16 protein-coding genes are annotated in these 24706 nt (G+C 51.9%); 13 read left to right on the top strand and 3 right to left on the bottom strand.

Annotation, left to right across the window (positions count from 1 at the left end):
* The first annotated feature begins 15 nt into the window (after positions 1-15).
* The 8 genes from AAGJ81_06650 (at position 16) to AAGJ81_06615 (ending at position 12259) form a co-directional block, all read left to right on the top strand.
* Positions 16-1035, top strand: a complete 1020-nt coding sequence (locus AAGJ81_06650) for a restriction endonuclease (protein ID MEM0965809.1) — start codon at positions 16-18, stop codon at positions 1033-1035.
* 713 nt (positions 1036-1748) lie between these two features.
* Positions 1749-2609 carry a family 16 glycosylhydrolase gene (locus AAGJ81_06645; GenBank protein MEM0965808.1) on the top strand — a complete coding sequence of 287 codons (861 nt, stop codon included), beginning with the start codon at positions 1749-1751 and terminating at the stop codon, positions 2607-2609.
* Positions 2610-2651: 42 nt separating this feature from the next.
* Complete coding sequence (locus AAGJ81_06640) at positions 2652-3341, top strand: SDR family oxidoreductase (protein MEM0965807.1); 690 nt, start codon at positions 2652-2654, stop codon at positions 3339-3341.
* Between the two features lie 45 nt (positions 3342-3386).
* Positions 3387-5585, top strand: a complete 2199-nt coding sequence (locus tag AAGJ81_06635) for a sensor histidine kinase (GenBank protein MEM0965806.1) — start codon at positions 3387-3389, stop codon at positions 5583-5585.
* Positions 5578-6207, top strand: coding sequence for a response regulator transcription factor (locus AAGJ81_06630; GenBank protein MEM0965805.1), 630 nt, complete (start codon positions 5578-5580; stop codon positions 6205-6207). The genes AAGJ81_06635 and AAGJ81_06630 overlap by 8 nt, the downstream gene beginning before the upstream one ends.
* 77 nt (positions 6208-6284) lie before the next feature.
* Positions 6285-9332: an FAD-dependent oxidoreductase gene (locus AAGJ81_06625; GenBank protein ID MEM0965804.1), complete on the top strand. Its 3048-nt coding sequence runs from the start codon at positions 6285-6287 to the stop codon at positions 9330-9332.
* A gap of 3 nt (positions 9333-9335) precedes the next feature.
* The gene (locus AAGJ81_06620) at positions 9336-10892 is read left to right on the top strand and encodes a sulfatase-like hydrolase/transferase (GenBank protein ID MEM0965803.1); all 1557 of its coding nucleotides are present in this window, start codon (positions 9336-9338) and stop codon (positions 10890-10892) included.
* A 248-nt stretch (positions 10893-11140) separates the two neighbouring features.
* On the top strand, positions 11141-12259 hold the full coding sequence (locus AAGJ81_06615) for a hypothetical protein (protein ID MEM0965802.1): 1119 nt from the start codon (positions 11141-11143) through the stop codon (positions 12257-12259).
* Positions 12260-12563: 304 nt separating this feature from the next.
* Here AAGJ81_06615 and AAGJ81_06610 read toward each other — a convergent pair whose 3' ends face one another.
* The gene (locus AAGJ81_06610; GenBank protein MEM0965801.1) at positions 12564-14336 is read right to left on the bottom strand and encodes an ABC transporter ATP-binding protein; all 1773 of its coding nucleotides are present in this window, start codon (positions 14334-14336) and stop codon (positions 12564-12566) included.
* A gap of 125 nt (positions 14337-14461) precedes the next feature.
* Here AAGJ81_06610 and AAGJ81_06605 point away from each other — a divergent pair, with 125 nt between their 5' ends.
* Positions 14462-15469 carry an FAD:protein FMN transferase gene (locus AAGJ81_06605; GenBank protein ID MEM0965800.1) on the top strand — a complete coding sequence of 336 codons (1008 nt, stop codon included), beginning with the start codon at positions 14462-14464 and terminating at the stop codon, positions 15467-15469.
* 138 nt (positions 15470-15607) lie between these two features.
* On the opposite strand, the gene AAGJ81_06600 is transcribed toward AAGJ81_06605, so the two are convergent.
* Complete coding sequence (locus tag AAGJ81_06600; GenBank protein MEM0965799.1) at positions 15608-17083, bottom strand: sulfatase; 1476 nt, start codon at positions 17081-17083, stop codon at positions 15608-15610.
* 250 nt (positions 17084-17333) lie between these two features.
* Between AAGJ81_06600 and AAGJ81_06595 the strand changes: the two genes are divergently transcribed.
* The 3 genes from AAGJ81_06595 (at position 17334) to AAGJ81_06585 (ending at position 21651) form a co-directional block, all read left to right on the top strand.
* Positions 17334-18617 carry a Gfo/Idh/MocA family oxidoreductase gene (locus tag AAGJ81_06595; protein MEM0965798.1) on the top strand — a complete coding sequence of 428 codons (1284 nt, stop codon included), beginning with the start codon at positions 17334-17336 and terminating at the stop codon, positions 18615-18617.
* 17 nt (positions 18618-18634) lie between these two features.
* Entirely contained in the window at positions 18635-20518 is a 1884-nt protein-coding gene (locus tag AAGJ81_06590) for a HEAT repeat domain-containing protein (protein ID MEM0965797.1), read from the top strand.
* Positions 20519-20877: 359 nt separating this feature from the next.
* Positions 20878-21651 (top strand): prepilin-type N-terminal cleavage/methylation domain-containing protein, encoded by a 774-nt coding sequence (locus tag AAGJ81_06585; GenBank protein MEM0965796.1) that lies wholly within the window; start codon positions 20878-20880, stop codon positions 21649-21651.
* Here the strand turns inward: AAGJ81_06585 and AAGJ81_06580 are convergent.
* Complete coding sequence (locus tag AAGJ81_06580; protein ID MEM0965795.1) at positions 21648-22727, bottom strand: lactonase family protein; 1080 nt, start codon at positions 22725-22727, stop codon at positions 21648-21650. The genes AAGJ81_06585 and AAGJ81_06580 overlap by 4 nt on opposite strands.
* Before the next feature lie 62 nt (positions 22728-22789).
* Between AAGJ81_06580 and AAGJ81_06575 the strand changes: the two genes are divergently transcribed.
* On the top strand, positions 22790-24373 hold the full coding sequence (locus AAGJ81_06575; GenBank protein ID MEM0965794.1) for a sulfatase: 1584 nt from the start codon (positions 22790-22792) through the stop codon (positions 24371-24373).
* Positions 24374-24706 lie beyond the last annotated feature (333 nt).

Below are 24706 nucleotides of genomic sequence, written 5' to 3'. Positions count from 1 at the left end.
GAGATTCCTTCAACAGTGGATCTCACTCTGAGGGTCGATATTTTCCGGATTAGGTGCTGTTTCTTGGTCGGTTTCGGAGGGAAAATGGCAATGGATGGAGACTGGCAGCAGTTTGAGTCTGTAGTGGAGAACTTAGAAAAGTCCTTTTCTGGAAGCGGAACCGTTACGAGAAATGAGAGGATTATGGGAAAGATTTCAGGCCGAAAAAGACAAATAGATGTTTGCGTTCGAGTAAAGCTGGCTGGCGAGGACATCTTTTTTGCCGTAGAATGTAAAAACTGGAGTAGGAAAGTTGATGTTAAGGGGGTCGAGAGTTTCATCGGCCTGAAACGCGACGTTGGAGCTCATCTTGGAATCATGGTTTCCTCTCGCGGTTTTACGAAATCAGCCTACAGATTGGCGGATGCTCTTGGAATTAAATTATACCGATATGAAGACACTAAGCGGGATGGTTGGTTCAATGGAATTGAGACAATTATGGTTGTCGAAGCTTGGGAGCTTACGCCGACGATGCTTTATCTTAAGAGAAGTGATGGGACCATTGAATTTCTGGATTCTGATCGTGATTTGGACTTTTTCGATGGATCAGATCAGTTTTTAGGAACGGCGGCTACTTTGGTGAGGAAAGTTTGGGAAAAATATGGTCCGACTGAGATGAAAGAAGAGCTGTGGTCATGTGAGGTTCCTTGCAGCTCGCCAGACGCAAATGACATACGTTCAATTGGCATCGGAGCTAGGCCTCGGTTAATTCGTGGCTATCGGAACGGCAGACTACAATATGAGGGGCTGGTAGACGATTCTTCTGGAAAAGCAAAGGTTTCGGGATGGAAAATGCTGTTTTTTGAACCCTTCAATGAGATGAAACCAAAGGAGTCACCTAAGCAGGTAGAGACCCTATCTTTATTGCTGAGGACGACTCATGTGCGAACCTTGGATGTGAAAACAGAGAGTGTTTTTGAGAATCTGCTTAATGGTTATTTTGAGTTGCAAACTGAGTTGAAGAGCGTGACTGATCTTTGCGTTAGGTTTGTTTGAATAGGGATCGAAGATTGCAGAAATTGGGGTGTCGTTCGTTACGGGTCATAGAACTGGTGGCGAAAAAGCGTTTGGATCGAACCTTTGTCACTTTTCTCGCGGTACGGTCGGAAAAGCCAGTTTCCATTTTGTAACCCGAATTTTGTAACCTCATGCCGAAAATTGAGCGAATTTGGGCGGATTCAGGATGATGGTGGAATCTCCCGAGTTTCTCTGCATCAACAATTTGATGATTCCTGCAAATCACGAATAATCAGTGTTTTAGCGTTAGGAAACCGCGGTTCTATCCATTGAACTATGGGGACGTCCACGGAGGTTAGAATGTCGGTCGTCTGTATCTGGGCAAGTTTGGAGTTGGCAAAAGGGGGTAGGCTCTGGCAAGCCTCGCATTGGTTTATTCAAAACGGGGATCTATTTCCACTGTGACCGGCTTGCCTCAGCCTAGACCCAACCTTCATTGGACACTATTTGCCGCTTCGGTTCTAAAGGCCCTATCGATGAGTTTTGTTCCTATCCCTAGGACTACTTGTTTTTACCAACTGTCTCTTATTCACGTTTACTTGTGTCGACACGATTGACCTCGTTAGAGGCCAGTGGGTGTCGACCTACCAAAATCAACCTTACCGATCGGTTAACCTACCAGTAAGGTGCTCTATCCTAAAGATAGGGTGGGGAGGGTCGCGTAACGGTTTCACCAGACAATAATTTAAGCGATGAAGCTAATACCCCTCTTCCTTCTCTTTCCAATAACCGCGTATTGTATGGCTGTGATTCCATTGCCCCCAGTCGATCCACCCGAGGGTTATCAATGGATCCTTAACGAAGCCTACAGTGATGAGTTTGAAGGCACGGAGTTGGATCGTGAGAAATGGCATGATACCTATCCAGGATGGAAGGGAAGGGTGCCTGGTTTGTTTGTCCCTTCCGCGATCAGTGTGGCCGATGGATTCTTGCAGGTGAAATGCACTGTCATGGATCCACCGAAAGGAGACGACGGAGAATGGTGGATCGCTTGTGGGGCGATTCAAACCAAGGCGCAGGAGGCAGGCTACGGATACTATGAGACTCGGGTGAAGGCTTCCAGTCTGCGCACTTCAACAACGTTTTGGCTGATGAATCCCCGTGATGAGGCGAACGAGTCTCGCAAGCGGACCGAGCTAGACATTCAGGAGTGTATCGGCAACGCGAAGCGGTGGCCCGGTTTCAAACACCAATTTCGAAACAACACACACATTACCTACTACGACAAGAAGGATGAAAATGGCGAGAATCTGAATAGGAAGAAAGGTGCTTCGACCGATATTCGTTCGGATGTGAATGAGAATTTCCACCGTTACGGTTGTTGGTGGGAGAACGCGACGACCATGCACTTTTACCTCGACGGAGAGCATGTTCAAACGATCGAACTTCCGACCGATATTGATCCAGCACCGATGAATCAGAACATGTTCGTAAACCTCGTGTGCGAAATCTACGACTGGGAGTTTCTACCGGAGCGGGAACGACTTCTAGACGATTCTCTGAACACAAGTTACTACGACTATGTGCGGTCGTATGAGTTGGTGAAGGAGTAGCTTTTTGGAAATAGAGCCGTGACGGACTCGGCCTTGCCAAGTATGAAAACCGCGTTGATAACCGGCGCCAACCAGGGCATCGGCCTTGGACTCGTCCAACATTTTTTAAGGAATGGCTATCGGGTCTACGCAACCGCCCGTCAACCTACCGAGGCAGCTGTTTTCAGGAGGCTCGCAGTTGAATTCGGCGAGCGTTTTGTTCCTCTTGAGCTCGATCTTCAGAGCGACGAATTGATTGGGAAATTGGGAACAAACTTCGAGGGTCCCACTCTTGATCTCTTGATCAATAACGCCGGAGTAGCCGAACAGGAGAACCTTGGTGAATGGACGGGGCAGGAGTTTTCTTCTCATTTCCGAGTCAATGCTACGGCACCAGCGCTGGTGACACAGGTGCTGGAGCCGTATTTGGTTCATGGAGCGAAGGTCGTCAATATGACTTCTGGAATGGCGTCGTTGGAGCTCAACATTCGGCCGATCGATGGTCTTGAGGCCTATGCGATGAGTAAGGCTGCCTTGAATATGTTCTCGCGGCGTTTGGCGGAAAAGCTCCGTAGAAGAGAGATTGTGGTGGTGGCCCTGAGTCCTGGCTGGGTGAAGACCGTGATGGGTGGTGATCAGGCACCCACCAGTGTCGAGGAAGCAGTGAAGAGTTTGCACCGCGTAATTGACGGCCTGACAATGGATCAAAGTGGGAGTTTTCTCTCCGAATCGGGTGATCCACTCCCTTGGTAGTCTCGTTGATTGTCATTTTGAATAGGTTGATCTTTGTTTTCAAAAATGCCTCGCCCAGTTTCTAGAGTCTCCCTATTTGCTGGCCTCATGGGCATTCTGAGCTGGGCATCGGCAGAACCTTTGCAGTCGATTGAAGCGATCCGTGCGCTTGATGTTGAAACTGCTGCACAGCAGCTGCCGGTCGAGCTCGAGTCGCAGGTGGTCTGGGTCGATCCGATCCGTAATGCCTGCTTCCTTTACGACGGCAAAAATGGAATCTATGTCCGGGGCAAACGGCCCTATGACCATCACTTGGATCTGAAGCCGGGAAGTCTGGTTCGGGTGACGGGTTTTGCCGACGCCGGGAACTTCAGTTCATCGATTGTCGATGCTGACTTCGTGATTCTCGGTGAGGCACCTCTTCCCGAACCCAAGGCCTATAACAGCGAGCAACTTCTGAGCCCGCTTGTGGACTGTGATTGGGTCACTTTGTCGGCGAGGATTGTTGGGATGGAAGTAGTGACCCGTGATTTCTCGAACGAGCGATACATCATGGTCGAGGTGAGGCGAAACAATTACTCGCTGAACGTTCAGTTACCTTACACCAAGGAATCCGAGGAACGTATCTCGGAGATCATGTTTGCCTGGGTTCGTTTCAACGCGGTCGCGGGCACCGTTTACAATGACCAACGGCAGGCTGCGGGACGTCTGTTATTTGCGAGTTCTGCAGACGATTTTGTCCCAGCGATCTCTGACGAACTGTTAGCGCGTGCTGGAGAGACGCGCCCGCTCGCCGATTTCATGATCGATGACACCGAGTATCTCTATATCGTAAATAGCTCAGGCGTGGTGACCTTTGTTGGGGATCAGGAAGTCTTTCTTAGGGATGGGGATTCGGCGGTTCGGGTTCGGGTGCCATCGTCGGAAGGAATCGAAGTCGGGGAGCGGGTTTACATTGAGGGCTTCATCTCCCCCGGTGAAGTGAGTCCGGGTTTCCGGGCGCGTCTCGTTCTGAACTTGGAGAAGAACCTGTCTCCTGAACCAATCCCTTTCGACGGATCCGGGGAATTGTCGACCCGTTACAACTTTGAACTCGTCGAGGTCGAAGGAACACTGGTCGACCTTGTCAAAGTCATCGAAGAGTCCGAAAACGAGATTGGCCAAAATGTTCTGATTTGTCGGACCGGAGATCGCCTGTTTGAAACGAGAGTTCCGTTGGACGTAGATCTGCCGAAGAAAATCGAGCCTGGGGCTAGGTTGCGAATTGTGGGTATTTGTCACCTAATCCGCAATGAACACGTGCCTTTGAAGGTCGAGTTGGAGGGTTTTTGGCTACAAGTCCGCGGGGCTGAGGGTATCGAGATTATTGCAACAGCACCTTGGTGGACAGTAGCCAAGGTTCTATGGATCGCCGGAGGCGTGTTTGTGATAGCAATTTCCTTTTTTGTCTGGGTGATCCTGCTTCGACGCACGGTCGGGCAACAGACGAAAGTCATCGCCGATCAAGTAGAGCAGGAGACAATTCTCAACGAGCGTCAGAGGATGGCTCGCGAGCTACACGATAATCTTGATCAAGGCCTGACTGGCGCTGCGGTTCATTTGCAGGCAGGAAGAAAGTTTCTCGATACGAGTAATTTAATGCACCTTGAAGCAGTCGAAAGTGCGATTCAAATGGCAGGTGAGACCAACCCGGACTTAAAAGATCGGCTTCAGGAGCACATGGGAAGCCTGCGGGAGGACACGGGAAAGACTCTCACCAGTTTGCAGTCTGTCCAAGCAATGCTTCGCCATTGCGGTGAAGAGTCGCGCACTTCGATTCTCGAGTTGCGTGGTGGCTTGCTTGAGAGGATGGATTTGCCCTCGGCGCTTCGTGAAAGTTTGCAATTGCTGGCCGACGAATGCGGGGCTGAATGCAGAATCGACATTCTCGGGAACCCGCGGCGCTTGAAGCAGCGGGCCGAGCGTCATCTGCTGATGATCGCGCGTGAAGCGGTAACGAATGCAGTCCGTCATGCAGCTCCGGGCACTCTTACTGTAGAACTCGAATACCGGGACAATTCCCTTCGGCTCCTGATCCGCGATGACGGACGTGGATTTGAAAAGAAGAGTCTGTCGAAGTCGGGGCATTTCGGAATTCGGGGGATGGAAGAGCGTGTGAACCGTTTGGACGGTTCGATATCGATTGAGAGTCGGCCAGAGGCGGGCACCACGATTTCCGTTGAAATCGATAACCTTTCCCAATGGGAGCTGATCCATCATGAGTAGAGGCGAGACAAAGGTGATGGTCGTCGACGATAACGCGCTTCTTCGGTTTGGGTTGATTGGCGCGATCGATTTGGAGTCCGGTCTGACTTCGGTTGGTGGTGCGGCCAATTCGGAGGAAGCACTGACCGTTTATCGCGAAAACAATCCCGATGTCGTTGTAATGGACTACCGGATGCCGGGTCGAAGCGGTGTGGAATGCACGCGGGATATCTTGGAGGAATCACCGGATGCCAAGATTATCCTCTATTCGGTCTATGAGTCGGAAGAAGAAGTTTGGAAAGCGTTTCAAGCCGGTGTGAAGGGCTATCTTTCAAAGACGGCGGGTGCGGTTGAGGATGTAATGGAAGCGATTCATGAGGTGGCAGCAGGAGGGACGTTTTTTCCTGCCTCTATTCAGGAGAAAGTCGAATCCCGAAAGAAGCAGGAGGAGTTGACACCCCGTGAGCTTGAGGTGCTGAAGCTTCTAGGAGAAGGGAAGAGCAATAAGGAGCTGGCCGACTATTTCGACATCTCTCTCTCAACGGTCAAGATCCACATCACCAATATTCGCGAGAAACTGGGGGCAGCCGATCGGACACAGGCAGTCATCATCGCGTTCAAACGGGGGATTTTGAGGGTCTGAGGGTGGCATAGTTCTTTTGGTCGATTGGCTGGATTCGAGGCTACTGGTATCTTCCTCCTCATCCTCAATACTCGACTATGAAAATACCCATCTTCATCCGTGACGGGCTGCTTGTTGTACTCGTTCTAAAACTTTCCTCGGTTGCGTTTGCGAGCGACCCTGATGTCCGCGGCTATTGGCGTATGGATGACGGTAATGGTGTGGAACTTCTCGACAGCTCTTCCTACGAGAATCACGGCCAAGGTCGGTCGGTTCGCTGGGCGCAGGGTGTTCTGGAGTCTGGACTGCAGGTGAATACGGGTGGGAATGTCGACTTCGGTCGTGACGCCAGTCTGGATATCGAAGATAGCATTACGATTGATGCATGGTTGAAGCCCTGGAATCCGCGCTACCCGGATCGTCCGACAGTCCTCAACCGCGAGGGAGCCTACTCATTGCATCTCGGACCGGAGAAGGAGATTACGTTCAACCTTTGGCTGGACGGAAAAAAGGAGACCGTCTCAGCGCCAATTGGTGAATGGCCCGCAGGAAAGTGGGCTTATTTTGCTGGCACTTACGACGGGGAATTCATGAAGGTTTTCATCGATGGTAAACTTGCCAACGAAAAGGCTGTTGGTTCGGGAAAAAAGATCTCTAAAAGCAGGATGCCTCTCCAGCTAGGGTCCATTAAAGGCCGTAGCAAGTATGCGGGGACAATCGATGAGGTCCGCCTGATTGCGGATGCGTTGAGCGAATCCGAGATTCTCGAGACCTTCCGCAATGGCATGTTCAATGTGGAGCGCAACAACAACATGTTTACATCCTTCTACGAGAAGTGGGCAAAGCAAGACCCGGGTAATCTTGTACCGGGAACTCTGTGGATCGAGACCGAAGACTTTGACGATTACGGTGGCTGGTGGATGGATACCCAGTTTGTTCCGGAAATGGGTTCTCCCTACCTGATGGCTGCGGGTCTTCACAAGACGGTTGAAAACGCAAAAACAACAATCGAGGTGCCCGATGCCGGGGAGTATCGTATGTGGGTGCGCACCAAGAATTGGTTGGCTGGAGGCTATGCCCCGGGAACATTTAACGTCTTGGTCAACGGGCAGAAGGCGGATAAGACCTTCGGCGAATCTGACCAGCGTCTTTGGGTTTGGGAGGACGGAGGAGTGTTTGACCTAGACGGACCCACGACTATCGAGCTGGAGGATCTTACCGGTTTTTATGGCCGATGTGACGTGATTATCCTCACCAAAGACATGGATTTTGTTCCTAGTCGGGAGCAGGATGACTACATCGGCATGCGCCGTAAATTTGTTGGTCCGGAGCCTATCGAGGATATGGGACACTTTGACTTCATCGTTGTTGGTGGCGGTGCCGCAGGAACAAACGCAGCAATTGCCGCAGCCCGAAACGGTGTAAAAGTCGCGTTGATTCAAAACCGCCCGATGGTTGGTGGAAACAACAGCTCCGAAATGGGAGTGCCGATGTCGGGTGGCTCGAGTATGGGTCGAGGCCGAGAGTCGGGACTCAACGAGGAGTTTGGACGAATCGCTGCGTTTGGTTACAACCAAAAGTGGGCGGCTGGCTCCGAAGTGGGACTGGCAAACGAGCCTAATGTAACCGTCTTCCTAAACACTCACGTGTACGCGGCTTCAATCGATGAGGACAACAGAATCACTTCGGTTACTGCCTTCAATATGCTGGACGGTAGTCGCACCCGTTACCACGGAGACTTCTTTGCAGACTGCACGGGTGATGCGTGGCTGGGTTTCTATGCGGGAGCGCAGTATATGATCGGTCGCGAGACCAAGGAAAAGTGGGGTGAGAAAGACGCTAAAGATGTTGCCAGCAACATCACGATGAGTGGTTCGTTGATGCAACACTCGATACTTGGCTATCAGGCGATCGACATGGGTGAGCCGATTGCCCACAACGAAGAAGAGTGGTTCTACGACATGAGGGAGAACGAACCGGGTTACCTGAAGCGTCCTCGTTTTGAGAACGGCTACCGCGCGGGAAGCTGGTGGACGGAAAACCACGGTCGCAACGATGACCTTTGGGATCCGGAGTGGGCGCGCGATGACCTGCTGCTTGCCAGCATGTCCTACTACAACTGGATCAAGAACTACTCACCGCTGGCGGACAAGGCGGAGAACTATAAACTCTTCTACATTCCGGTCACCAATGCGAAACGTGAAACACGACGCTTGGTCGGTGACATTGTCGTCAACCAAAACCACCTCGTGAACCGCGAGATCTTCCCGGATCGTATCACCTACTTTACCTGGAAGCTCGATGTTCACCACCCGTTGGGAATTTTCTCACCAGAGAGTCCTTATGACTACGAAGACAACATTGAGCCCGCTTCCATGCCGCTTCGTATGTTGTACTCCAAGAATGTTCCCAATATGTTTATGGCTGGCCGCAATGTTTCAGTATCCGCTGTGGCACTAGGTAGCGCGCGGGTCCAACAAACTACAGGTCAAATGGGTCAGGTCATCGGCACTGCGGCAGCCATGTGTGTGAAGAGAGACCTTACACCACGGGAGATTGTCAACTCACCTCAAGACATGTCGGATCTCCAGCAGCAGTTGATGAAGGATGATTTGACCATTCTTCACATGGCGAATACCGACCCAAACGATTTGGCTCGGACTGCTAGTATCTCCGCGTCCAGTAGTATGAGCGAAGCGGACGGTCCTGAGAACGCAATTGACGGCTTTATCCGTCCGATGAATGACGAGATGCTCATGTACATAGGAAACGAGCACGTGCCAGACAATATGTGGAAGTCGGACCCTAGTCAAGCGATGCCGCAATGGCTCGAGTTGGACTTTGGTGAAAAGAAGGCGGTCAACTCTGTCTACCTTACCTTCGATACGGACCTTGATGTAAAGCGCTACATTACTTGGGAGTTCCTCGATGAGCATCGAATGCCACCGACTTGTGTGAGTGATTACCGGGTTCAATACTTCGACGGAAGTGATTGGGTAACCGTCGCCGAGAGAGAAGGGAATTACATGCGCCGGTGTATCGACCGTTTTGATACAGTCGAGACATCGAAGATTCGGGTGATGATTGATAAGACGAACGGGGATCCCTCGGCCCGGATCTACGAAATCAGAGCCTACAACGAGTAGTTTATGCGACTGGCGAGGGTAGGTCTGCTTCTGCCTTGTCTCATCTTGAGCGGGACGACCGCGAATGGTCTGGAAGGGAGCAGGCCGAACATCGTCCTCTACTTTGCAGACGACATCAGTCCGCGGGAGTTCGCGATCTACGGCACTCCGGAGTGGAGTCCGCCGGAACGTGGAGCCACCTCTGACCCTCAGTTCCGCGCCCGAACTCCTGTAATGGATCGATTGGCGAATGAAGGGGTCTGGATTGAAACGGCGTGGGCTGCGACGCTCTGTAAGCCGAGCCGGGCGATGATCCTGACAGGCCGCTATGCAAACCGTCACGGCTGGTGGAGCAACCGTGACATCAAACGTGTGCCACAACCGGGAGGCTGGAATGATGCCTGGCATATTTACGAAAGTTCACCGCTGCTTCTGAGCCACCTGGCAAGCGAGGAGGGTTACGGAACCTACTGGGTGGGGAAGTTTCATCTTTCGGGAGATTACGGGGAGTTTGGTTTCGATGAAGTCATGATCACTCCGGGTATGCTGCATGAGCCAGAGAATCCCCACAGCGACTTCCAGCTCGATCACATTGTGGAGGACGGAGAACGTGTCGGTCTAAGGAACAAGGATACGGGCGAAGCGATCTCGAAAAAGACTTACTCGCAGGACAGTTGGTACTGGCAACCAAACGTCCGGCTTTGGAATCATCCCTCCACTCCTGACGAGCTAGTCTGGTGGCCCAATACTCCTGAAGCCCAAGAGAATTTTGGTGTGAGCACTTACGGCCCAGACCTCGAGATGGAGTTCGTATTGGATTTCATCGAGCGCACCCACGCCGAAGGAAAGCCGTTCTTCATCTATCACGCTTCCCACCTTGGCCACGACCAATACGATTTCCTCAACATGCATCCTGAGTCGAGCTGGCCTGGCACGCCGATCATCGAATGGGATGGAGAGGCCTACACTTATAATCCAGCTAAGATAACTGGTGACCGCTGGAACTACGATACCCATGGAACCGTCACAGAACCGGGGATGGATTCTCATATCGAATACATGGATTTCCAGATTTGGCAGTATGTGGAGAAGTTCAAAGAGCTGGGCGTTCTCGACAACACCATCTTCATCATCACTGCGGACAACGGTTCGGGTGGTTACGGAAAAAACAGTGCAGACCGGCAGATGGGCTGCCACGTACCGATGATTATCTACGCGCCCGGAATGAGCAAAGAAGGTCAGCAGGAAGCTCTCGTGAGTATTGTCGATATGTGGCCAACGATCGCCGAGCTGGCTGGCTTTGAGATCCCTGAGGACTATGAATACGACGGGGTGAGCCTTGTGCCTTTCCTTTTTGGGGATGAAGCACGGCCTCGCGAATACATCTATTCCTATCGGGGCCGCGATCAGATTATCCGCGGGCAACATGTGATGCGGGATGGTAATGGCCGCTGGTGGGACGTATCGGAGGAGCCAGTCGACTATCATAATTACCCTCAGATCAAGGATTGGAGTTCGGTGCCGGATACTCATCGCGAGGAGCGTGAGAAGCTCTTGGAGATACTTCCCCGCTATCAGTAGGAAGATCTCCCCCAAAGGCCTACAGAGTTTCTTATCACTCCGGTGTTCTTTCTGGTGCGTTGTTGGCTCTGATGAGTTCGGGGAATCCTCAAGTAGTTCTTTTGGCTGATTGGATATTGCTCTCAAACTCCGTATTGTTCGGTGTGGTTCCGCTCGAGTTTGACGTTTGAGGCGACCATTTTTCATCTTCTCAATTTTCTCGCCCCTGAAGTCATTCGCTTATTCTCCGCCTCGATCGTCGTATTCCTGTGAAACTATTCTTCAATAGCTTCGTGAATGTCTCGCTGCTGTTCTTTTTCAGCACGCTGGTTTTCAGCGGACTGTCGCGATTTTTTCTTCCTTTTGATTTAGTCACGACACGGGTCCACATCATCTTTGGCTTTGGAATGCTGGTCTTTGTTGGCCTGCACTTGATGGGGAGGGGTAAATACTTTGCGGGGCTGATGAAGAACCGCGGGAGAAAGAAAAAGCCCTCGAGGAATCCGGTCCTGCTGCTTGCAGCAGTTCTCCTTTTTTGGGGGTTTTGGCTCGTGGGCTCAATTTACGATTGGGAGCCTGTCAAAACGATTGTGGATCGCAGCTATGAGTCGCGACACCAGCGTGAGATCTTTCGCAGTAACGCCCGGACGGCCTTTGAACCTTTGCAGAACGGCGTGCAGGTGAAACGGCTGACTGACGAAGATGCGAGCATCCGTCTGGAGCTCGAGTGGGGTCCTGAGTTTCCCGAAGGAGGTGGGAGCGGTCAACCGCTCGACGGTCGGTATCCGCAGATCGCGATTTGGGCTGAGGCTGAAGATGGCACCGTCCTTGAAACTTTTTTTGTTTCGCAGTCGGCGGCTTTCGCGAACGAGTTTGAATGGGGTGGGGAGACCTTCACCCGGGAAGAAGTGCTGCCGATTTGGTATTCACGGTATAAAGACATACTTGGGAAAGAACCACTTGCTGAGGACGTGGACGGAGTAAGTTCAGCAACTCCAATTCAGGACTTCTCGATGGAGACCTATTTAAAGTACCAGGGCATGCCGTTTTCCGTTTTTGTCGAAGTCAACGCGCCGGATGATCCGAATCAGATTTTTCATCATGAACAGTCTGAGAGTGGTGACTATTTCAACCGGGAGGGTATTGGGCAGCCCTCGATTGTTTACGAGGCCTACGTGTTTCCAGACGATGACCAGCGTTGGTTTCTGATGACGGCCGCAGGCCATAGTTCTACCAGCAACAATACTACGGGTGAGATAAACTATGACTTGAGCGATATGACGACGGCGAAACAGATCGTCGAAAAGATCTTGATGCAGGTCGATTTGCCGAAGCCACAGAATGAAGAGGAAGAGGAGTTCTCCCGTTACGAATCCGGACCGCTCTAAGACAGGACCTTTCTAGATTCGGGTGGTGCGATAAAATCCACGGGGTAATTCAATAGAGCTTCGGGAGGGAACACTTTCCTCCTCCGCTTTGAGAGCTTCGGACTTCGGCTCTTCGACTTGCTATGGGCGGTGAGTTTATCGAACCTCGAGCTCGGTGGAGTCGCGGACAGGCAGCGTGGTCCGCGCGGTGGAGTGGTCGTCCTACCGATACGATACGGACGGGACGGAGCCAGTCATTCACCTAAACACCTCGCAAAAAAAAACACACTTAATATCAGTGTGAGTATCTTCGTCTGCGGGTCCCTTAAACTGCAGCTGTTTGAGACTTGGTTGGTTCAATGAATTGTTTTGCGCAGAGATCACGATAGGCGGGTAGGGTCCGCATCAGTTCTTCGTGCGGCGCATAGCCGGCGAGTTGACCCTTTTCGATGAAGGCGATCTTGTCGCAGTTGACGATGGTCGAAAGTCGGTGGGCAACAACGAGGGAAGTCCTGCCCTTTAGCAGAGTGTCTAGAGTAGCCTGAATCTCCGATTCTGTCTTGGAGTCGAGAGCGCTGGTCGCCTCATCGAAGATCATGATAGACGGGTTTTTGAGGAATGCCGAGGCGATCGCCAAGCGTTGGCGCTGGCCCCCGGAGAGGCGCACGCCTCGTTCACCGATCTCGCAATCGAGTCCTTCTGGTAGGCTTTGGACAAATCGCCAAGCCTTGGCTTGTTGCAGACAATAGATCATCTCGTCTTCAGTCGCTTCGGGCCGTATGAACCTGAGATTCTCTCGGACAGTTCCGCTTAGAATAATTGGGTCTTGTAGGACCAGTGCGATATGCTCGTGGAGGTCGCTACGCTTTACGTGACGAATGTCGGTCTCGCCGATGCGGATTTGCCCTTCAATGGGATCGTAAAAGCGCATGATCAGGTTGGTCAGGGTCGATTTCCCAGCACCTGTCTGGCCAACCAGTCCAATGCTCTCGTTGGTTGGAATCGAAAGAGAGAAATTGCGGATGACCTTTCGGGACAAATTTGAGCTGTAGGCAAAGGTGACGTCCTCGAAGTGAATACTGCTGTCAACTTCGTCGAGAGGAACCGGTTTGTCACAGTCCTGAACCTGTGGCACCTCCTCGTAGAGACTCATGATCCGGTCGTAGGAGGCGAAGGCTGGCAAAATGAAATTGAAACGCTGGACAAGGAGTTTGATCGGCCCGGAAATGACCAGCCAGTAGGCAAAGAAAGCCGCAATAACCCCTGCAGTGACGCCATGTTTCTGGAGCATGAGGCCGGTAACGATGAGAATAGTTGGTGCGACGGCACCGATGAACCCGTTGATGCATCCGGAAAGGGTGACCATAAGTTTCGATGTCTTAAGGCGCATGCCCATGAAGGTGGTCATCTCCTCGCCCACTTGTTCGTAAGAAGAGTCCTCGCGCGAGTGGCTTTTTATCAGCACCATCGATTGGATGTGTTCGGTGACGAGGGCGTTGATTTTACCCTGCTGGTCCCGAATGGCTTTCTCTTTGCGTCGGAAGTAGGGAACGCAAATGGCTAGGGCAATGATGAGAGAGCCGCAGATTCCCAAGAAAACTCCGAAGAGCGCACGGTTGAGCAAAAACATGGCGATAGCTGAGGGAATGAAGAGTGCCATCGCCCAGATGATAAACTGGAGGGTTTCGAAAAGCGTCTTGGTAGCAATTTCGACGTCTTCGTTGAGGCGCGTCGTTAGGTCACCGACTTTGTTGCGGTGAAAGAAATCGAGCCCCATTTTTTGCAGGTGCGAGTAAAGATCGAGCCGGGTATGGATCGAAAGCACAGTGGTTAATTTAGTCGAACAGTAGCGTTGGATGATAGCCGATAGTATCCACCCGCATGAGATGATCAGGCCGAAGCGAATCGTGCTCCATACCTCCTGGTTGGGGGTTTCTCTTGCAACGAGGGTATCGATTGCATTGCGAAGCGCGATCGGAACGAGGGACTGAAATAGGCCGTCGAGGAGGAGAAATACGAGCATCAGGCCGAGCGTGACTTTTGCTGTACTGACTCCTTGAAGAAGGAACTGAAGGATGCTGGGGCGTGGAGCTTTCATCAATTGACGATTCCGCTGGATGGTAGTTAGTGAGGATACCGGATACCGCTTTGGACGGCTATTGTCCTTTTGGTCTATATTGCCAGAGTTTGTAACCCGTTAGGTTTACCGTTTCTTTCCGACTCATGCGTCTCACGGTGTCACTCACTGCCTCGATTCTCGGGTTCCTGGTCCTTGGTGGCTGCGGTCGGAAACCTGTGAACGATCCGGAAGTGATTTCGGGTGAGACTATGGGAACGACTTTTCGCGTTTTGGCTTTGGGCGTGGACTCAGACGTGAATGCGCGCCTGGGCATTTCAATTAAGGGTCTCTTGGATTCCATCGCGATGGAACTTTCGACATGGGAGAGCGATTCTTGGATTTCGGAATTCAATCGATTGCCGGCAGGCGTTTCCCTGCCAGTTCCTGCGCATGCTTCTTCGGTCCTCGCATGTTCGATCAAGGTGGCTGAGTTAAGTGAGGGAGCGCTTAATCCAGCGATTTATCCGCTGGTTAAGGCGTGGGGGTTTGCGTCGCCCAGAGGACAGAAGGTTGTTGCTCCAGAGCCAGCGGAAATCGACAGGTTTAAGGGGCTGGTGGATTATCGGAATGTTGTCTTCGATGAAAATGAGAAGCGGATTCGTAAGACAAAGGACGGCGTTGAGATAGACTGTTCTGCGGTCGCCAAAGGCTACGCAATCGATGCGATTGCTGAAGTGCTTACAAACGAAGGTGTAGAGAATTTTTTGATCGAGCTTGGAGGGGAGCTTAGAGCTCAAGGGCAAAATGGATCTGGAAACCCTTGGTCTGTTAGGATTGAGTCTGTGAGAGACGATGCGCAAGAGTTAGACCCGATCTCACTTACAGATGAATCGATAGCGACTAGTGGAGGAGGCTACTTGAGCAAGAGAATCGATGGTGAGTACCTTACGCATATTCTGGACCCGTCGACTGGGACGCCGATGGAGCGCGATGCGTCATTTTACAGTGTGAGTGTGATTGCACCGAGCTGTATGATGGCTGACGCGTTGGCTACGGCAGCTTTTGTCCTTGGGCCAAAAGGACTGGCTTCGCTAAGGGATGCGTATCCAGAGGCCGAGTTTATCTTTACCGGGAATGATGGGAGCCGAACAATCTTCCCCAGTGGTATCTAGTGTTTGTCGCGAGGCACTTATTCGAGAGTGTTATAAATCGCGATCAATGAAGGGAAAGAAAGATTATGGTTCGAATCGATTTCGATTCCCGCTCCACTGACTTCGATTTCGAAACCTCATCCTCCGGCACAATTACGCTTATCCCTTCACTGGGGGGTCTTCTGTGGAGGCTACGTAATCTGGGTTCCGAACTGGCATGTTGGCCTCTACGTCCTTAAGCCATTGTTGAAGATTTTTCTTGAGATGGTCCGAGAGTTCCGGATTGTCTCGCGAAACGTCGTTGGTTTCGCTGAAATCATCGACAATGTTGTAGAGCTCGACGGAATCGTCGTCATACCAATTGAGCAGTTTGTAATCGCCTTCGATGATCGCCCCACCAAGGCGGTTTTCTGCGTGCCAGGCGTAGTTGGGGTAGTGGAAGTAAAGTGTCTCTCTTTCCAGGTCGCCAGACTCGGTTAGCACGGGCATGATGCTGTAGCCGTCGAGGGGGATTTCTTCGGGGATTGAAATGCCTGCTGCCTCCATGAACGTAGGGAAGAAATCGACATGGGTGACTCGCGTATCGTTGACTGTGCCCGCAGGGATCTTTTCCGGCCAGCGAACGATGAGAGGTACCCGGAGTCCGCCTTCGTATAGCCAGCTTTTGGTTTTGCGGAGTCGTGGCTGGTCATTGGGGATGAAGTAGTTGAAGCCTCCGTTGTCGGAAGTAAGAAGCACGAGTGTATTTTCTGCTAGGCCGAGCTCATCGAGCTTTTCCAAAATGCTGCCGAGCACGCTGTCAGCCGCTTCGATCATTCCTGCATAGACGGGGTTGCTGATATCAGCACCTGCTTGCTTCCGAGCTTTATATTTTTCGGTCAATTCCTGGGTAGTCTCGATTGGTGAGTGCACCGTGTAGTTCCACATCGTGACCATAAAAGGCTGGTCTTTATTGGCTTCAATGAAGGCGACTGCTTCGCGGGCCAGTCGATCCGGGAGGTATTCGCCCTCTGGTCCGTTTTCGAGGTAGGCGTTTGCGTAGGGGGAGAACCAACCGCCGGCAGGGCCGCCGTTTCCGTTGCCCCCGATGTTGTTTTCAAAGCCCTGGTTGTCAGGAAGGGTGTCCTCGTCAACCACTTTGCCCTGACCCATTGGATCCTGAAGAGAAAGATGCCATTTGCCGAAGAAGCCGCAGGCATAGCCGGCGTCACGGAGCATCTCCGCGTAGGTGATTACTTCGGAAGGCAGTGCCATTACCTGAGGTGCGTTCAGTAGGTAAGGATTTTCCGGTTCGAAGTGCTGGGTAGAAATGTGATTGGTCAGATGCAACCGAGCGGGCGCTTGACCGCTTATTACTGCAGCCCGGGAAGGGGAACAAACGGGTGCCCCAGCGTAGGCGTTGGTAAATCGCATGCCTTCTGCCGCGAGACGATTCGAATGCGGCGTGTCGACGTCTTTGTATCCATAGCAATTGAGTTCGTAGAGGCCAAGATCGTCGACCATCATCATCACAATGTTCGGCATCTTTTGAGTGGGTTCAGCGCTTGTTCCCCCACTGACGCTCCCAGAGCAAATGAGAAGGCTGAGGACGAGCCCATGAAAGAGGCACAGGGGGACGGGCTTGGTCTTGCTCATGAAACTTGTCGGGGATAAAATCTGGGGCGTTGTGGTCAGGCCGATCTCGACGGCTCGGTTCCGTTAATTTACACGGCGAACCCTAGAAAAACGTGGGAGGACTCTGCAATAGATTCACATTCTATCTTTAGATATCCAGAATTGAATGTGCGCTTGCTTAGTTTTGGCTGATGCTAGATATAGTTAAGCGAGTGTGTGACTGGTCGCATTCCTGGTAAGCTAACCCCAACAATATTGTCCCTATAGTTTTATGTTGAAACAAAAGCAGACGCGTCGCGGCTTTTTGAAGGCTGGAGCCTCGTTGGGAGCCGCCCTCATTGGTGCTCCAACGATTTTGCGGGCGGAAACTCTCGGAATGAACGGAAGCATTGGCCCAAACAGCCGAATAAATCTCGCGATTATCGGATTCGGTAAGCAGGTCGGCTCACATGTCGGTCTGGTCGGACGGAATGACATCCAACCTCTTTACGTCTGCGATGTGAAGTCGTGGGCGTTAAAAAGCGCAGCCAATCAGATGAAACAACGTGGGTTTGCCGACGTAGTGGCGACTCCCGACTACGAAGACATTGTTAGCGATCCAGCCGTAGACGCAGTTGTCGTCGTCACGCCGGACCACTGGCACGCGGCCATCTCTACTGCGGCAATGCGGGCTGGAAAAGATGTTTATGTCGAAAAGCCGATGACCCTGACTATTGGTGAAGGTCAAGCGATGGTCGACGCAGAGCGTCGTTATGGCAGTATAGTTCAAGTCGGCTCACAGCAACGTTCCGACGGGACCTTCCGAAAAGCAGCGGAGATCGTTCGTAGCGGATGGATAGGCGACATCACTCACGTTCACGTCAACCTCGGTACCTTTCCTGATCCCGTTTTAAAACCGGAAGAACCTGTCCCCGAGGGATTCAATTACGACAAATGGCTGGGGCCAACCCCTTGGGAACCGTATTTCGCCGACCGTGTAAAAGGGGATTACAGTGGAGGCTGGCGGTCTTTCTGGGAGTATGGTTCAAAGAAGAACGGAGACTGGGGCGCGCACCACTACGACATTGTTCAATGGGCTCTTGGTCGTGATCACACAGGCCCGACCAGGTTTGTTCCAAAGGGCTACAACGGCGAGGAGTATGCTTATTACGAGTATTCCGATGGTATTCGAGTGATTCGCGACCATCCTGACCGCAAGGGTTACATGATTCGCTTTTTCGGAACCGATGGCGAGGTTTGCGTGAGTCGAGGGAATCGAATTGAAGCAACTCCAGCCGAGCTAGTAGGCCGTCCGTTGAGTTCAAGCGATGAACAGCTGTATCGTTCGCGCAACCAACACGAGAATTGGATCGAGGGCATTAAGACGCGCAAAAAGACGATTTGTCCCGCTACCGTTGGGCATAGGACAGGCACAATCTGCCAGCTCGCGGGAATCGCCGAGCGATTGGTCCGGCCGGTCCAATGGGATCCTGTGGATGAAAAGATCATCGGCGATGAGGAGGCCGCCGCATGGCAGGATCGTGCACGGCGCAAGGGCTACGAACTTCCGGTTTAAAACCGAGCAAACTCCAGGTGACGAATATTCGAACTATCTTTCTACTTTTGCTGTCAGTCACTTCGTTGTCTGCAGACGAGTTTGAGGGCTACCTTAAGGGTCTTTCCGGCGGGAACCATGCGGAACAAACTCAAGCCCGGAATTCGCTCAAATTTGCGTTTGCGAATGCAGAGGGGCTTGAGCGTTCCAATTTTGAGAACGATGTAATTAAACAAGTGGGCGTTGGCCTGCCGATTGAGCATAGGCTCTACATGATACGGCTCCTGGAGTGGTTTGGCTCTGCAGATGCAGTGCCTGTACTCACTGAGCTTTTGAACGATTCGGAAGAAGAGGTGCGAGATAGTGCGCTCCGCGCACTTTCGTCGATCGACGGAGACGAGGCCAGTTTCGCAATTGGCAATGCCTTGCGCAATGCTTCAGCAGAAGAAGCCCCTGCCTACATTGGCGCGTTGGCCTACCGAAAGGAGCCGCGAGCCATTGGTCTGATCTCGGGGTTTCTCGAATCAGGCAATGGTCCAACGGCAGGTGCTGCTGCTGTTGCGCTGATGAGAATCGGTTCAACAGAAGCGCTTCCGGCACTCTTGGAGGCATGGAGACAGGGTAGCGATGCGGAACCTGAACTGGAAAGGGCCATCCTTTCTCTAGGGCCGGATGCTTCGGTTGCGAAAGAGCTTTTTGAGGTTTCGAACGACCCTGCTATCCGGATTCAGGCTTTTAACGGATTGCTTGAAAGGGACAACGGCGATGCTGAATCCATTTTTAAGAGTTTGTTGGATAACGGCCCATCGCCGGGTCGTTCTCAGATCATTGGTATTGCTCTGGTGGAGGGTAATGAAGGAATGCGTTCTTACGCTGTTGATCGTCTCGCCACCTCCTCCGTGGCAGATCAGATTCTTATTGTCACGGCCATAGGGGAAGCGGGCCTGGACTCTTACGAGTCAGAAGTCATCGAGGTGATGCTTTCCTCGCAGGATGATCGCCTCAAGCAGTCTTGCATCGAAGTTCTTGGAAAAATAGGGAGTGACCAAAGCTTTGATCCGATCTTCCAGGCCATGCTGGCAGACTCGAAGAACACGGTAGTTCTAAATGCTCTCTCCAGACTCGATGCGCCTTCGGCAGACGAAAAAGCAATAGAAAACCTGCGAAACGACAGCCTACCTGTCTCTGATCGAGTGGCTTCGATGCGTTTGATGGAGCTCCGCAATAGTCCTGGTGCGCTAGAGGTTCTCAACGGTATCGCTAATGACCGCTCAGCGCCTAAGGAGATTCGTGAGGCAGCGTTTAAGACGCTCGAGACTATCGGAAATTTTGATACAGTTGAGATTTTTGTCTCCTCGATCAACGAAGGTGGCGCGGGACTTCGCCAAGCTCAGCTCAGCTTGAAACGCCTGAGCGTGAATTTACGTGCTCCTAAGGAGCTTTGGACAAGTTACTTTAAACCCGCTATTGAAAATGCGCCCGGGGACGAGGTGCGTGAACGATTTATTGCGATCCTCGATGGGGTAGGTTCAAAAGAGGCTGTCGATTATTTGACTGTCCACATTACCGACCCGGAATCGCCTCTGCAGGAGCCGTCGCGCAGGTCCCTCTCCCGCTGGTCGAATAGTCTCTCAGTCCCTGCTTGGGTCGAGATTGCGAAGACGCTTCCAGATGAACGGGAAAACTCGATCAAGCAAATTAGACGTGTGGTTGAAGGTGCCAACCTTCCCGCAACTGAACGGATTGATTCTCTCATCAAGGCAGTGAATGATTCGCCGGACGCAGAGTTTAAACTTGCTCTCCTCGAAGCGCTCTCGCCGCCTCCCAAGAACTCTGGGTGGGTTCTCCGGTCCAGGCTACCGAGACTGAAGAACGACCCGGATGTCTCCGATCGGGTCGAAGAGATCTTGGCGTCAATTTGATTGCACCGAGACCTCGCCGTGCGGCGTTAGAAAGGCATTGAGAATGCGGCACTGCAGGGCTCGCGGTTTCGGTCTAAGTCGTTGCATTTAAAAATTTTAGAGTCGTGGTCAGTGCGGCGTGACTAAAGACCAATATATGTAGAATTTGGCATTTATACTTTCTCTTGGATTTACGAGATCCTTTACTTTGCTCGAGTAAATATGGCTTAATGGCCATAAAAACGAGCATTTGAAGGGTGTTTCTTTAGTCTTCCTCTAGTAATGATGGTAGCGTCCTTGCCCATTTATCATGTATTAAATGGTAAAATGATACTTGATTTGGCTTGCAATCCACCGATCTCTGCACTTTCTTTACAGGCATGGATATCCCAACCCTACCTATCCGCCCTTCGCTATGTCCTCTTCAGAAGCGGAGTGGCTTTACACTGATCGAGCTTCTTACCGTCATTGCAATCATCGGTATTTTGGCGGCAATTATCGTCCCAATTTTGGGTGGCGTCCGAGAACGCTCGAACGGTGCAAAATCTACCAGCAATTTGCGCCAGATGGGCGCTGCGCTGTCGCTCTCTGTCAATGATCACCCGCCCCAAGCCAGTATCATCGGTGACGGTCGTTTTCCAGCCGCCTGGGGAACCTATGGAGCGGATGGTGGCTGGGGAGACTTTGGTTGGTATGATGTTCTTGCTGCACGGCTTGATCTGGCCGTTCTTGAGCGGACTGGAAATAAAGCCTACAAGTGGACGTCAACTCCCCACAAGACGATCTTTCAGGATCCTGGCAAAGAGGTAGACTTCGACCCTTACAATGCCGAAGTGACGTCAAGCTATGGATACAACCGCCCCGGGATCGGCGACGGTGCCGTTCACCCGAGTTCTGAGATTCGAGATGCGGATGAAGGCGAAGGTCCTATAAAGGTGATCAACATTACCAATCCGGCCAAGTTTGTGGTAATAGCGGAATCGAATGGTGATGGCGCTTTCGAGACAACTACTTGGGTTGGGCAAGGATGGCCGACAGCGGGTGCTCCGTCTCACTACAATGGAGGCGGGCATTATCTTTTCGCTGATGGCCACGTCCAGTGGATGTCGAAGGACGAGGTCGAGGAAAACCCGCAAGAGTTCTTCAGTCGCTAGGATCGGCGAAATTCGACGAAAGCCGGAGTCGGGATATCGATAGAGTGACCGGTTCGGTAAAGCTGACCGGTCAACGGGTCGCGTCTCAGGCTCACCACCTGGTCAGACTCTTGGTTTGCGACCAGTAAAAACTGCTCGTTAGGGCTCAAGGCGATGTGGCGCGGAATTTGCCCTCCGCAATCTGCATGGCTTAGTAAAGCCACCGTGCCGTTTCGATTCACTTCGAAGACGGCAACACTGTCGTGGCCCCGATTCGCGACGTAGATGTGCTGCCCGTTTGAAGTGATGCAAAGCTCCGAACAGTGGTTACGTGAACGGAAATCCGCTGGTACAGTCGAAAGGGTCTGCACGATCTCGATCTCCCCGGAGGTAAGATTCACCTGGCAAACGCTCAGCTCGGAGGTGAGTTCACTGACGAAGTAGGCAATCTCTCCGCTCGGATGAAAGATCATGTGCCGGGGTCCAGTTCCAGGGCCAGTTTTCAGAATGAATGGCTTATCTCCGAGTTTTCCTGTTTCGCTTTTGAATGGGTAGGTAATGATTTGATCGGTTCCAAGGTCTGCGACGTAGACAAACCGATTGTCTAGAGACGGAACGATGGCGTGGGGGTGGGGTCCGTCCTGTCGACTTCTATTGGGGCCCTTACCTGCCAGTTGGATCGTTTGGTTCGCCGGGCCGAGGAGGCCATTAGCCATAACCGGGAGGACTACAATGTTGCCTGCGACGTAATTCACACAAAAGAGCCATTGGCCACTTTGATCGAGGCTGATGTAAGAAGGACCTTCACCAGAGGAGCTACACACCTGTATTCTTGAGAGTTCCGGGGTGGTCGCAAATACTCCCAAGCAACCATCCCGTTTTCCCCCATAATCACAGATTTCCGCAATCGCATAGAGGGATCTACCGTCTCGCGATTGGCAGGCGTAGGATACGTTTTCGGAATGGACAACAGCGGCGCACTCACGAAGAGCCCCAGTTCGATGGTCCAATTCTACGCTGTGAATCCCCTCACCAGCACCATGCACATGAGAAAGCCGCTGAGTGTAGGTGCCGATGTGGACTAGGCTTTTGGTCATCACTTATTCGTTATCGTTTGAAACAAGTTTACACGTACAATGATACTCTTAGACTCTCTTAAATGCGCGCTTTTTTATTCCAGCTGGGTTTCTTGGCAGTCCTCGTGAATTCCTCTGTCGCGATTGCTGACCAGCGTCCCAACATCCTGTTCATCATGTCCGACGATCATGCGGCTGATGCGATTGGGGCCTATAGTAGTCATCTCGCTGATCTTGATCCAACTCCGAATATCGACCGATTGGCTGCTGAAGGCGTCCTTTTTGAGAATGCGTTTTGCAACAACTCGATCTGCACGCCTAGCCGAGCCAGTATCATTACTGGGCAGTACCCACAAACAAACGGTGTACTGGACCTCGATGATGAACTTGATGTCGAAAAGCAATACCTGCCGATAGAGCTGAGCAAGCTCGGTTACCAGACGGCGATGATCGGGAAGTGGCACTTGAAGACAGAACCCGTGCATTTCGATTACTACAAAGTTCTGCCCGGCCAGGGTCTCTATTTCGATCCGACCTTTCACGAAAAAGGGAAGGGTGACTGGCCGTGGAACATTGTGCAGACGGAAGGTCATTCAACCGATGTGATTACCGACATCACGATTGAATACCTCAAGCAGTTGGATCGTTCAAAACCGTTCTTCATTATGCATCATTATAAAGCGCCGCATGATGACTTTGAGTATGCGCCCCGATACGAATCCTACCTTGAGGATGTTGAGGTGCCGTTGCCACCGAATTTAGAAGTCGGCCCGGGGTTCGGGTCAGTCGCTACTCGCGGGGTGGATGATTCTTTACGCACAGTTATAGGCACTTCGGTTTCGTCGCGGCATGAGCGGCGAAACTACGTTGAGAAATTTGTTGATGATGAGAGCGGTTCGCCCGAAGAGCTGGATGCGCGTGCTTATCAGAATTACCTAAAATACTACCTAAGGTGTGTCCGCGGAATCGATGACAACCTCGGAAGGCTCTTTGATTTCCTGAAGGAAGAGGGTCTTTGGGAGAATACGATCGTCATCTACACCGGTGACCAGGGTTTCATGCTTGGTGCCCATGACTTGATCGATAAGCGATGGATGTTCGACGAATCCATGCAGATGCCGTTTATCGTTCATTTTCCTGCAGGGATTCAGGCTGGCGTTCGTAGCGAGCTGCTCATCAACAATACCGACTTTGCTCCGACCATGATCGATTTAGCCGGAGGAGCCGTTCCGGAATACATGCAGGGGAAGAGCTTTGCCCGGACACTGGTCGGGCTTCCTGAGGAGGACTGGCGCACTGCGACTTATTACCGCTACTGGATGCACATGATCCACCATTGGGTGCCCGCGCATTTCGGGATTCGGACCGAGGATCATAAATTGATTTTCTACTACGGTAAGAACTACCGGGATGAAAGTGAGTTCGGTGACTTCTATTGGGGAACGCCTGAGAGCGAGTACGATGGCTATCTCGGGCCTACTCCGGTTGCCTGGGAATTCTATGACCTTCGCAACGATCCGCACGAGCAGGTCAATCAATACGGCAACCCGGAGTATGCCCCAATCATTGCTCGTCTAAAACAGACTCTCGAGACTGAGCGGGTAGAGCTTAATGAGACAGATGCGGCCTATCCCGAGCTTGAGGCCATTATCGAGGAGAATTGGTGAAGAAAAGCTGAGTAGCTGGACTCGGAATAAGGAAGCCGGGGAGTGGGACGGCGGCGATAGCCGCGAGTGTTTTTCTTGAGTTCAACAAAGCCGAAAAACGTGCTTAAAAGGCCCGGTAAATACTAGGGTAGGCCTTGAATTTGGGTGTCCCGTTGCGAGAATCACCTCTTAATCCTAATCGTAATCGGCGTTTGAGCCTCCCCCGTTCTGGTTGTCAGGGGACTATCGTATTTTCGATTGTTAGTGTGGTTGATGGTTAAAGTGTTTTTCTGCGGATGGGAAGGCGTTTGTTTGCGCCGCTCCCGAGAATGGGCCTAACTCGCTCGTCGGAGG

Source organism: Verrucomicrobiota bacterium, assembly GCA_038744685.1.
In the GTDB taxonomy this organism is placed as follows: Bacteria; Verrucomicrobiota; Verrucomicrobiia; order Opitutales; family Puniceicoccaceae; genus Puniceicoccus.
Note: the sequence above shows the minus strand (reverse complement) of the source record. Positions and strands in the feature narration are given on the sequence as shown.